Origin of the sequence: Bacillus cereus group sp. MYBK139-1 (genome assembly GCF_051916915.1) — a bacterium.
Taxonomy (GTDB): Bacteria; Bacillota; Bacilli; order Bacillales; family Bacillaceae_G; genus Bacillus_A; species Bacillus_A pacificus.
Genome location: NZ_JBQAHO010000005.1, coordinates 154,338 through 166,710, shown reverse-complemented (window position 1 = coordinate 166,710; position 12,373 = coordinate 154,338). Strand labels below are relative to the sequence as shown.

The following is a 12,373-nucleotide window of genomic DNA, read 5'->3' as shown; positions in this document are numbered from 1 at the left end:
CCTCTACTCTATACTTTTCCATAAATATAACGCTGCATAACTGCAGTATGGTTCACACTCTTGTTTCACGTTTTCTAAAAATGCATCATCAGGTTTATCATCTAATTGAAATACACCTTGTACTGCACGCTGAATCCCAATGTCTGCTTTCGGAAACATATTTTTCCGTCCAAGCCCAAACATTAAAAAGTTTTGCACTGTCCATGCACCAATCCCCCTAATTGGTAACAATTGTGCTGCAACCCCTTCTTCTGTTTCGTTTTCTATTCTAGCTAAATCTAACTTACCACCTATAATACACTTTGCTAATCCTACCATATATTCAGCCTTTCGCTGACTAAACTTCTGCTCTCTCAATTCCTCTATTGAAATATTTGCTACTATTTCTGGAGTGGGGAAAAAGAATACACCGTTCTTCTCTGTTCCATATCGTTTCACAAACTGTTCTGTTAACACAGTAGCAAATTTCAAATTTATTTGTTGATGAATGATACAGCGAAGAAGACAAGCAAAATAATCAAATTCTAAAATAATTGGAGTATAAGCATATGTTTCAAATAGTGGACGTAATGATGTGTTTAAAAAATGATTTTGTATATCTTGAAACGGTTCATTCCAATGAAAAATGGCCCTCATTCGTTTCATGACTTTCTCTGAATCTCCTGTCTGACTAGAAATCCAAAACTGTGGATTTTGAACAGTACCAATCCCTTGCAGGCGAACAACAATCTGTTCCTCGTCTATACAAAGCGGGACATAAATAACTTTCTCATCTAATTGAATGACGTTAAGAGGATCAAAAGATAAACGTTTTAACACTTCTTCAAAATGATACGGATACTCTAACGTAACATGTTCGCTCCACATACGTTTCCCCATCCTTTTTACACATCATTATAGCATGAGAAAACCGCAAGCATACATGCTTACGGTTGATTGCTTTTTACTAAGTCATCTAGACTTTTAAAATGATACCCTTTCTCGCGCAAATCATCAATGATTTTTGCAAGTGCTTCTGCATTATCTTTTGATATGGCATGAAGTAATAAAATAGATCCTGGATGAATCATCGTCATAACATTATTATGCGCATATTGCCATCCTCTTTGCTGATCTACTTTCCAATCCAAAAATGCAAGTGACCAAAATACATTATAGTAGCCCATTTCTTTCGTAAGAGCTAACGTTCTTTCACTAAATACGCCGCGCGGGGGACGTACATATTTCACTTCTTTTTGCCCAGTTACTTTTTTAATTTCTTCCGTTACACTCGTTAATTCTTCACGAAGTTTCTCATCGTTTACCGCTGTGAAATCAGGATGACTCCAAGAATGGTTTCCAATAATGTGTCCTTCATTCTTCATTCTTAACAATAAATCTTTTTGTGTTTTAATGTAATGCCCCGTTACAAAGAAAGTTGCTGGTACTTTTTTCTCTTTTAATACGTCTAAGATTTTCCCTGTGTATCCATTCTCATAACCATTATCAAATGTTAAATAAATATCTTTTTTCTTCGTATCCCCTAAATAAAAACCACCATTTTTTTGTAGTAAATCTGTATATAACTTTCCTGCATCTGGTACTGTTTCATTTTTAGGGCGCGGGATTCCCCAGTTATGTGGAGTATTTGTATAAGCTAATGCCGAAACTGGAACAAGTGCCATCATAATTGAAAAAATGAGACCGATATATAACCATTTATGTTTCATAAATAGTCTCCTTTCCATATATAATCGTACTTGTAGTTTCTGTTGCTACGCATTCTTTCATGCTGAACATGTTTTTCTATATATACCAAAAAAATGCATCTCGAATGATTCGAGATGCATTTTTTATTTACTTAAATACTGGCTCTTTAAAGCTAGCTAATTTTTCAAGTGATGTTTTATCAACATCTGCATGTAAGCTATTACCGTGAGAATCCATTGTTACAACTGCTTTAAATCCATCGATACGTAAATGCCACATTGCCTCTGGAATACCGAATTGTAAGAAATCAACATCTTTCACTTCTTTAATACATTCAGCATAATATTGCGCTGCACCACCGATTGCATTTAAATATACACCGCCGTGTTCTTCTAAAGCTGCTAATGTTTTCGCACCCATACCGCCTTTTCCAATGACAGCTCTAATACCGAATTTCTTCATAATATCACCTTGGTACGGTTCTTCACGAATACTTGTCGTTGGACCTGCCGCTTTAATTTGCCAATTGTCATTTTCATCTTTCACAACAACTGGACCACAGTGGTAAATAATTTGTCCATTTAAATCTACTGGACAATCGTTATCCATTAAATGCTTATGAATTGCGTCACGCCCTGTATACATCATGCCATTAATTGTTACAACATCACCAACGCGAAGTTCACGAATTTGCTCTTCTGTAATTGGTGCTTGTAATACAATTTCACGTTGCTCTGTTTTTTCTTGTACTTCTTGCTCCAGTGTATCTTCACCTTCTTGATATAACCAATCCATAATTTCACCTGTTTCAGGATGGATTGTTACGCCAAGGCGACGATATGCCCAGCAATTATACGCCACAGATACGTAGAAACTAGCTGGCAGACGGTTATACACGCCAATTTTACAGCCAAGTAAAGTTGTTTCTCCGCCAAATCCCATCGTACCAATGCCAAGCTTATTCGCATTTTCTAATACGTACTCTTCAAGTTGTTGTAATTCTGGGATTGGATTAACATCATCTAATGTACGGAATAATTGATTTTTTGCTAATTCGTAACCTGATGTGCGGTCTCCCCCGATACCAACACCAATTACACCTGCACTACATCCTTGACCTTGCGCTTGATATACTGCATGAAGAAGGCATTTACGAATCCCTTCTAAATCACGGCCAGCTCGTCCAAGTCCTTCTAGTTCGCATGGTAAGCTATACTGAATATTTTTATTCTCACAGCCACCACCCTTTAGGATTAAACGTGCATCAATATAATCTTTTTCCCATTGTTCAAACTTAATTACCGGTGTACCTGGTCCTAAATTATTTCCACTATTGTCTCCAAAAAGAGAATCAACAGAATTTGGACGAAGTTTACCATCTTTTGTCGCCCGCTCAAGCGCATTATAGATAGCTTCCTTCAACTTTAATTGATTCACACCAACTGGTGTATAAATTTTAAACGTTGGCATCCCTGTATCTTGGCAAATTGGCGAGATGTTATCATCAGCCATTTTAATATTATTTGTAATTGTGCCAAGTGCCATCGCAGAACGAGTCCCTGCATTTTCTCGTTCTTTCGCTTGTTGAATCGCACGACGAACATCTTTCGGTAAGTTCGTTGACGTTTCAACAATTAGTTGATACATGCTTTCTTGAAGCTTTTCCATTGTTACTTCCCCCTCAATTGTGAACGCTACCAAAACGTTATGAGCTGAAAATTTCATTGTTATGCTCTTCAGCTTTTTATTTCTTTCACGCCATTAAAGCATAAATGAAATTTTTCACAACTTGATTATACCTCTTTTTCTATCGTCCTTCTATTATCCGTACAGAAAAAGGCTACCAAATTGGAATTGGCAGCCTTTTTAATATATTATTCGTCTTTTTTAAATTGCTCACATTTTAATTCTAATTCATCTAACATTGCAAGAAGACGATCTACATCCTCTAATTCTACTTCTTCAGGTTCAATTGTATCAATTACTTCAATGAACATATTTAAACGTTCCTTTAAATATACTAATTGTGTATCTTTATCTTGAATTGCTTTTCCCATGAAGGCACTCTCCTTTTAATTCGAGTTGCTTTTATTATACCGCAAAAATGATTACAATGGGTATGTAATTTCATCAATTTTGTCACGGTTATTCACTATAATGTAAGCCCTCTCTCTTTTTCCTCTAAAAAGTTTCACTTTATAAAAAGTACATATTCTTCTATTATAGAGAATGGACAAATTGTTATTTCAATAGTCAAAGGAGTATTTCATATGACGATATCACAAAAAATGAAGCCGATTACTCCTTCTTACGATCCATGGGAAGCGTATATGGACCTTGAAGAGTACGGCAAACTACTATTAACAAATGTTGAGTTTACAACGACGACGTTATGCAATATGCGCTGTGAGCATTGCGCTGTTGGTTACACGTTACAGCCGAAAGACCCGAATCCGCTTCCGATGGATCTTTTATTAAAACGATTAGATGAGATTCCTCATTTACGTTCTTTAAGTATTACTGGCGGAGAACCTATGCTTTCAAAAAAATCCGTCGACAACTATGTAACACCACTCTTAAAATATGCCCATGAACGAGGCGTTCGCACTCAAATCAACTCAAACTTAACTATAGATTTAGCACGTTACGAGCAAATTATTCCTTATTTAGACGTATTGCATATATCTCATAACTGGGGAACAATTGATGACTTCGTTGAAGGTGGATTTGCAATGATGGAGCGTAAACCTACGTATGAACAACGTGCAAAGTTATTTGAACGAATGATTACAAATAGTAAAGCTCTATCAGATGCAGGTGTACTTGTATCTGCTGAAACGATGCTGAATAAACGAACTCTACCACACATTGAACATATTCATCGTCAAATCGTTGACGAAATGGGATGTAAACGTCATGAGGTTCACCCAATGTATCCAAGTGACTTCGCGAGTAATCTAGAGATTTTAACAAAAGCTGAAATTCGTGATGCAATTGAGCATTTACTAGAAATTCGCGATGAAAATGTATGGATGTTATTTGGAACTTTACCTTTCTATGCTTGTAGCAATGACGAGCGAGACATTGCCACATTTAAAAAATTACAAGAGAGCAAAAATGTCACAGTTCGTAATGATCCAGATGGCCGTTCTCGTTTAAATGTAAATATTTTCGATGGAAATATTATTGTAACGGACTTTGGTGATGTTCCACTTCTAGGAAACATACAAACAAATACGTTACAAGAAGCGTATGAAAAATGGAGCGCTTCAAAAACAGCAAAATCATTAAGCTGTCACTGTCCTGCAGTAAAGTGTCTTGGACCGAATGTTCTTGTAAAAAACAGCTACTATCCGACAGAAGATTTCTTATCAAAAACAGCAAATATTACATTATAAAAAAACGTCAGCTTATAAGCTGACGTTTTTTATGTTATTGCGAGTGAGAAGAAGAAATGAATTTAAAGAATAAATGATCATGAATTGGAATAGCCGCTCCAATTCCTTGAGAAGTAATATTTTTTACAACAAGCCTTTTTTGATTTCCCTTTAGTACAAGGTATACTTCTCCAAATGTTACTTTCCCTTTTTCATTTACAGCTGGTGTATAAGCATATAAATATCCAAGTTGACTCGGACTAATATTATACACACGCTCATGTCCGGTACCATAACCAATGGTCGTTTTAAATGAAAGCGGCAATTGTACCTTTTCAAGTGCTTTGAGAAGCATCATTTTCTTCACATCTGCAGCATCTTTCATATCTGCTGTTAAATCGCCTTCAACCGTCTTTTGCGTTTCTTGCTTATAGCGTAGCGGATATAGGCGATCTCCTCCTCGATTATCATACACATTGCGATTTATTTGTTTATATTCCCAATTAATCGATGTATCAACCGATTCATAATGCAAAGCCCATTGACCTAAATAAATCTTCGCTCGGTATCCTACCGCAAGCGGCGCATTCGAAATTGTCGTTTCATTAAACATTCGAATTAAGTCTGGGTTTTCAATTTTAATATTCGCTGTTTTCAATAGTTCTTGAGCAAACTTACTCGGCTGCAAACGCGGTAAATCTTGTGCATCGTTTGGAAACGTATTGTCTTTAGAAATATTTAAAACAGATGAAGGCATTTTTGTTTCTACCGTTGTCTTTGCAAAACTCATGTTAGGAAATAATAGAATAAACGAGACCATAGTTGAAAGACATATGCTGTATACTCGTTTCACCTGTCTGGCTCCTTCCTACGTAAAGGTATATACTACTTTGTTTATTGTTTTCTCTGGGCACAATTGTTATGCCTATTTTTTCATAATAAATAAAAACCAATTCCCATAATGACATACGCTGCTAATAAAGTACCGCCTTCAAACCAATTTGTATCTCCATCATTTGAAATCGCAATCGTTAAGAAAACAGCTGTAATCATAGAAACAAGTTCTGGTATCGTAAATACTAAAGGCATCCTTTGCGTGAAGAACATAGAAAGCAGTACTAATACAGGAGCAACAAACATGGCAATTTGTAATGTAGAACCTATTGCAATCTCAACTGCAATATTTACTTTATTTTTATACGCCATAATAATTGCAGATGCATGTTCCGCTGCATTCCCAACAATTGCGACGATAATAACCCCTATAAATAGTTCTGACCAACCAAATGATTTTGCAACTGTCTCAAATGTATGCACGAGCGCCTCTGATACATACGCTACCGCAATTGTTGCTATCGCTAAAATGAGTAGTGCTTTCCCTTTCGACCACTCTGGTTCTTCCTCATGAGCGACTTCATCACTTTTATGCTGATATACACCACGGTGCGTAACTAACTTAAATAGCAATGCAGCAAGGTACATAATAATCATAATAATCGAAACACCAATACTTAACTGATACGTCTTTCCAGCGTCCATCTTCATTGAAAAAATCTCTGGAATAACAAATGCTACTACTACAGCAAAGATTAATAAAGCTGAATTATGCCTTGCATCATACACATTAAAACTTTGTCTTTTATATTTAAGCCCTCCCACAAAGAAGGATAGCCCTCCTACTAATAATAAATTTCCAAGTACAGAACCCGTTAAAGAAGCTAACACTACCTCAATTAATCCTGCCTGAAGTGCAAAAATTGAAATGATTAGTTCAACAGCGTTACCGAAAGTAGCATTTAATAATCCACCTATTCTAGGACCAGATACAATTGCCAAACTTTCTGTCGCTCTCCCCATAAAACCCGCTAATGCGATAATCGTAATACAATACACAGCGAACATAATTGTTTGAGGCCAATGAAGTGTTTTCCCAAGTACAGACAGTGGTACACCTATAAGCGCTACTATAAGAAATATTTTATTAAACATGCTTTTCATCCTTCCATCGTATGTATTTCTCCTCGATATTATTATTATTATTCTTCTCCTAACTTGTCCGATTTCATCACAATTGCGTTTAAAAAATCGGATTGAAGAAAACAGTATGAAAGATATTTAAATTATCTTGTTGAAACAGACAGAATTATAAATTATGAAAAGGGGTTAAAATTATGCACTTAAAAGAAAAAATCGCAACTATTATTCAAGGTCAACGTACCGGTGTATTATCTACAGTACGAAATGAGAAACCTCATAGCGCCTTTATGATGTTTTTCCATGAAGATTTTGTACTGTATGTTGCAACAGATCGACAATCAAAAAAGATAACAGATATTGAAAACAATCCAAATGTACATGTACTACTTGGTCGTGAAGGAAAAAAATTAGATGAAGATTATATCGAAGTGGAAGGCTTAGCCTCCATCGAGGAAGACTCCACATTAAAAAACAAGTTTTGGAATAATAGCTTAAAGCGTTGGTTACTCGGTCCTGAAGACCCTAATTATATACTAATTAAAATCAACCCCGATACAATTTATTACATCGATGGTGCCGGTACGACGGAGCCCGAGTTTTTACGACTATAAAGTGAAACAAGCCCCCCTTTAGGTGGGCTTGTTTTGTCGAAAAGTTCTTCTGAAAAAAACAATAAAATAGGTGGAACTTTCTAAAGATTCTGTTATATAATAGCAGTAACTTAAATAAACTGTATTAAAACAGATTGAGAGGAGAAATAAAATTGATGAAAAGAGAAGAACGTAAAAACATGATTGAGTTTATTGAAAAGAAAAAAGGGATTGAGCGTGACGAATTATTGTTTATGACAGATGATGAAGTAGAACATATTTATAATGTAACGTACTTTTTATATGAAGAAATTGCAGAGTAGTATAATAATCCCCACCTTATGAAAAATATAAGGTGGGGATTATTTCGTTATCTATCCAGCTCTTTGCGAGGCGGTAAAACCCCATTCACTTTATACGTGAGAATGATTTTCATGTATAATAATGTAAGATTGGAGGAATTTTACTATGAGTTCATGGCTCTTATTCGCACTATTATCAGCAATTGCTGCTGCCCTTGTATCTATTTTCGGTAAGATTGGTTTAGATGGAATCGATGCCAATGTTGCTACGACAGTTCGTTCTATTATCATGGCATTATTTATGGTAGGCGTTATTATTATACAAGGTAAATTTCAAAATATTGGCGACGTACTTCTAAATAAAAAAGCACTGCTTTTTATCACATTAAGTGGAGTTGCAGGTGCTTCGTCATGGCTATTTTATTTTCTTGCCCTTAAAACAGGAAAAGTTTCACAAGTAGCTCCTGTCGATAAATTAAGCGTCGTATTTTCTATCATTCTCGCTATGATTATACTCGGCGAAAAATTAAACTTTATGACTGGTATTGGTGTTGTCTTTATTACAGCTGGTGTACTATTTATTGCTTTCAGCTAAAAAACCGCTACTCGCGGTTTTTCTTTTTCTTTATGTAAAACCATACGACACATGTAACAACTACTGAAATGGATAAAATCCATATTCCATAATGATGCAAACTATACTCAACGAAACGCCACTTCTCTCCTAACTTCCAGCCAAGTCCAATAAAAACACTTATCCAAATAAACGCACCACCGTAAGCGTACAAACAAAAACGCCAAAGTGTTAAATTCGACATCCCAGCAAAATATGCTGTTAAATGACGTACTCCTGGGATAAAATAACCAACTATTAAAAGAAATGGGCCATATTTTTCAAATAAAATATGTGTTTTTTCAATGTGATGTTCCTTAATTCTAATTTTCGGTCCATACTTTTTTAAAACAGGGAGTCCAAGTTTTAAACCTAATATGTAGCTTAATGTAATGCCTAACATCGCACCAGCCATCCCACTTAAAAAAGCAGCAGTTCCTGACATAACTCCTTTTGAAACGTTATAACCAACGAAAGTCAATAAAAACTCGTCTGGTATCGGTAATCCAACAATCCCACCGGCCAAAGCTATAATAATTCCAAAATACCCATAATGTGCGATTAACTCGCCAATATGTTGTTCCATTCGGAAGACACATCCTATACACGATCGTTATTCCATATTGTGCCCTTTCTATCTTTCAGACAAACATGGTATACATATTCACTATACATTGTTTTTATAATGAACTCTACTTCTATCCATTCCTTTAGCAGGAGGAAATTGAACTATTAATCAGTGACCTCGCTCATTCTTAGTACACATCAATCATGCGCTAGACTCCCGCCTTCTTCCCTTATATCTATCTCTTCTTGAAGGGCTAATCTTACTATCCACCAATACCGGGATTAAAAAATAAAAATTCATATGCTTGTTTTTTTGTTACAATAAAGGAAAGTTACTTTTCGCAACGGTTTAACTCTCAGGAAAAATGATATACCTAGCAAAAACATAGTTTGGTCGATATAATGCAACTTCTACCTATTAAAAGAACATGCACCCTTTACATACAACATCATTTTTCTAAATTATACAGGGGGAACGAACATGACCATTGAAAATCAATTTATCCAAAAGGTTTACTATAAAACATTTTTAACAGAAGAAACTTCTACTCCAGTATCAGAAGTACTCGGTGAAGCATATATAAATGAATCTACAAATGAATTCTCCAACATTTCTAATATTCGCTTTGCTCAAGGTGAATTGTATTACCAAAATAAAGACTTTGAAGCAGCGATATTTAAATGGGAGAAAGTAAATAATGAGCTTGCACTTTGGGCAACCAAAAATATTGCAGATGCTTATTTTGAACTAGGATTCTTACCAAAAGCAGAAGAAATGTATCAATCTATCCAAACGGAAGATACAACTCTTACAATGGAGGTTTCCTTACAACTTCTTTCTCTTTATATCGAACAAGATCGTTTAGGTCTAGCATTTAAGACGATTAGTGAAGCTGTTGCATTTCAACCTGACTATCCAAATATTACTTCAATTGCTCGCTCGTTCTATGAAAAACAAGAAGATTGGAATAACGCCATCGAACTTGCCGTTCAAGAAGGAATTCGAACAAAATCATTACACTGGTTCGATACTTTAATTAATTATGTGAATCAAGGATTTACGAAACAAATCAAACCAGAATATTTCTATGAATCTTTAAAAGCTTTATATGCAATTGATCAAGTCCAATTTAAGGAACTTGTTATCGCTCTTTGGAACAGCTATCAAAATGAAAAATCGCATCTAGCTTGGATTCAAACAATAAATCATTTATTCTTACATATTGAAACAGACAACAATGACGATTGGCATGAAATTGTTGAACGCTATCAAGATACGTACTTTGAATTAATTACTGGTGAACATTTCATGCATGAAATGCAAGGACTTGTACCTGACTTATTAACAAATTGGTTTAGTTTAACGAGAGCAAAAGACGCTCTATTCGTCTCTGCTGCAGTGTTAGCGTGGAATGAAGTTTCACCTACAACTTTAGAGTCATTACTCGTAAAAAGTGCGGGAGCCCTACTCTCTAATTCAACAGCTGAAACAAATGTAAATATGGAAACTGTTTCTCATTTATTCGAAACAATTGCTGTATGGGCTGAAAAAAATGATGTAGATTTAAGTCATCAATTTACGTTACTCGTTCATGAACTATGTGATTTAAATGTTACAAAATTACTAATTGCGGGAACTAGTGACCATGATAAATTATCATTCGTCAATTCAATATTAGGAGAGAACATCTTAACTGAAACTATAACAACTCCTATTCTATTTAAGGATGATAGCCAAACTGAAATAACAGAATTCACTGAGCTAGATGTGCACAATATACCGAACTTTGATGAATTCCATCAAATAATGGCTACACCTGAACAATCAGAACTTGAGAACAAATGTATAGAAATTAAATTACCAAGTAGATTTTTGAGAAAGAATAAATTTGCATTTCTTGTTACACCATCTGTTCAAGGACAAGTGGATAAAAACAGCTCATATTTTGAATACTTACAAGCCGCAGATAGCCTTATTTACGTATTAAATTCTGCTTCATCGTTACATGGTGAAGAACTCGATACATTACTTTATTTAAGTGAACAAGTACCAAACTTACAAATTCATTTCGTATTACACACAAATAGTGCGGATACGAATGAAAAACTAATGAGTAAGATGAAAGTCCATTTCCCAAATGCGCAGTTCTTCCCATACTCTCCTTCACAAGAGGGAAGCCAACAACTTGGGGACGTGACAGAGTCTATTCTTTCTAATCTAGCAGAACGCGATATAGAACAAGAACGTATCGAAAAACTAATATGGTTTACTCAAAAGACCATCGCATACCTTGTAAATGAACGTGTGGAATTAGAAAATACATTAGTCAAATCAGTACGTTGGAATAAACATATCTCAGTAAAACTAAACGGATTTATTAACAATCTTACCGCTCTTGAAAAAGATAAAATTCGTTCTATTACAGAATCTTATCTTTTAACGAAAGAAGAAATCACACGAGATATCCATTCTCAAATTCCTGAATTATTACAGAGCTGCTCTGACCTTGTTCAAGAAGATAGTGATTTCAAATTAGTTCATGAAGAATTAAATACTGCCATGAACGAACGAATTCAAAAACATGTACAGCAAGTGCTTCTCCCTAAATTTACTGGATTTATTCAAGAGTGGATTGAAACAGCGCATAATGAATTTATTCAAGCTCAATCTTATTTAGATGAAATGAGTGAAACATTTAATAAATTATATAAAGAAGAACGTATGAAACTTCCTTGCGATTTCAAATTACTAGATGATTGGCATCGAGATGTTGTACGTATGACAAATAGAATTACAGTATCGAACATCAATATTTTATTACGCTTTACACCGACACAATTTTTCTTAAAGAGTGCAGGAAAACTGTTTGGTAACATGCAAAAAAATCAATCTATGCTTGCAAACAAATATAAACAATACATTGAAACGGAAGATTATACGGAAATTGCTCAAACAATCTCAAAACAATTCTTCCTTCAATTTGAAGTATTTGAAGGCGCATTAGAACGAGATATCATGATGTTCTTTAAAGATCCACTTAGCATATTGAAGCAAAATGTAGAAACCGCTCAACTTGAAATACAGGAAGACGAGCAAACATTAGCAACGTTAAGAAGCAACCCAGAAACTTATCACGATCCGTTAGCATTCTTTAAACTACAACTATTGCAGCACAAATTCGTTTTAAGTACGAACAAAAACAATGAAGACGTCTATGAATTTAATGAGTCTCCTACGATTTAACATAAAAACCAAGC

General features: G+C 35.1%; 12 protein-coding genes. 5 read left to right on the top strand and 7 right to left on the bottom strand.

The window, feature by feature from the left end:
• Positions 1-3: 3 nt before the first annotated feature.
• The 4 genes from ACTFRS_RS23470 to ACTFRS_RS23455 form a co-directional block, all read right to left on the bottom strand.
• Positions 4-867: a DNA-3-methyladenine glycosylase family protein gene (locus tag ACTFRS_RS23470; RefSeq protein WP_139869501.1), complete on the bottom strand. Its 864-nt coding sequence runs from the start codon at positions 865-867 to the stop codon at positions 4-6.
• A gap of 59 nt (positions 868-926) precedes the next feature.
• Positions 927-1,709, bottom strand: coding sequence for a delta-lactam-biosynthetic de-N-acetylase (pdaA, locus tag ACTFRS_RS23465; protein ID WP_000681212.1), 783 nt, complete (start codon positions 1,707-1,709; stop codon positions 927-929).
• Between the two features lie 127 nt (positions 1,710-1,836).
• Positions 1,837-3,357: a class I fumarate hydratase gene (gene fumA / locus ACTFRS_RS23460; RefSeq protein WP_000413517.1), complete on the bottom strand. Its 1,521-nt coding sequence runs from the start codon at positions 3,355-3,357 to the stop codon at positions 1,837-1,839.
• Positions 3,358-3,563: 206 nt separating this feature from the next.
• Positions 3,564-3,746 carry an SE1561 family protein gene (locus ACTFRS_RS23455; protein WP_000513558.1) on the bottom strand — a complete coding sequence of 61 codons (183 nt, stop codon included), beginning with the start codon at positions 3,744-3,746 and terminating at the stop codon, positions 3,564-3,566.
• A gap of 213 nt (positions 3,747-3,959) precedes the next feature.
• On the opposite strand from ACTFRS_RS23455, the gene yfkAB reads away from it, so the two are divergent.
• Positions 3,960-5,087 (top strand): radical SAM/CxCxxxxC motif protein YfkAB, encoded by a 1,128-nt coding sequence (gene yfkAB / locus ACTFRS_RS23450; protein WP_139869500.1) that lies wholly within the window; start codon positions 3,960-3,962, stop codon positions 5,085-5,087.
• A gap of 34 nt (positions 5,088-5,121) precedes the next feature.
• Here yfkAB and ACTFRS_RS23445 read toward each other — a convergent pair whose 3' ends face one another.
• Together ACTFRS_RS23445 and cax are read right to left on the bottom strand one after the other, a co-directional pair.
• Complete coding sequence (locus ACTFRS_RS23445) at positions 5,122-5,919, bottom strand: YfkD family protein (RefSeq protein ID WP_440025156.1); 798 nt, start codon at positions 5,917-5,919, stop codon at positions 5,122-5,124.
• Between the two features lie 80 nt (positions 5,920-5,999).
• Positions 6,000-7,055 (bottom strand): calcium/proton exchanger, encoded by a 1,056-nt coding sequence (cax, locus tag ACTFRS_RS23440; RefSeq protein ID WP_000482144.1) that lies wholly within the window; start codon positions 7,053-7,055, stop codon positions 6,000-6,002.
• Between the two features lie 182 nt (positions 7,056-7,237).
• Here cax and ACTFRS_RS23435 point away from each other — a divergent pair, with 182 nt between their 5' ends.
• The 3 genes from ACTFRS_RS23435 (at position 7,238) to ACTFRS_RS23425 (ending at position 8,530) form a co-directional block, all read left to right on the top strand.
• Entirely contained in the window at positions 7,238-7,654 is a 417-nt protein-coding gene (locus ACTFRS_RS23435) for a pyridoxamine 5'-phosphate oxidase family protein (protein ID WP_139869499.1), read from the top strand.
• Positions 7,655-7,809: 155 nt separating this feature from the next.
• Positions 7,810-7,956 (top strand): BH0509 family protein, encoded by a 147-nt coding sequence (locus ACTFRS_RS23430; protein WP_000817786.1) that lies wholly within the window; start codon positions 7,810-7,812, stop codon positions 7,954-7,956.
• Positions 7,957-8,101: 145 nt separating this feature from the next.
• On the top strand, positions 8,102-8,530 hold the full coding sequence (locus ACTFRS_RS23425) for an EamA family transporter (RefSeq protein WP_000100306.1): 429 nt from the start codon (positions 8,102-8,104) through the stop codon (positions 8,528-8,530).
• Positions 8,531-8,537: 7 nt separating this feature from the next.
• Here ACTFRS_RS23425 and ACTFRS_RS23420 read toward each other — a convergent pair whose 3' ends face one another.
• On the bottom strand, positions 8,538-9,134 hold the full coding sequence (locus ACTFRS_RS23420; protein ID WP_016716373.1) for a DedA family protein: 597 nt from the start codon (positions 9,132-9,134) through the stop codon (positions 8,538-8,540).
• A 462-nt stretch (positions 9,135-9,596) separates the two neighbouring features.
• Between ACTFRS_RS23420 and ACTFRS_RS23415 the strand changes: the two genes are divergently transcribed.
• Complete coding sequence (locus ACTFRS_RS23415; RefSeq protein WP_074615178.1) at positions 9,597-12,359, top strand: tetratricopeptide repeat protein; 2,763 nt, start codon at positions 9,597-9,599, stop codon at positions 12,357-12,359.
• Positions 12,360-12,373: the final 14 nt, after the last annotated feature.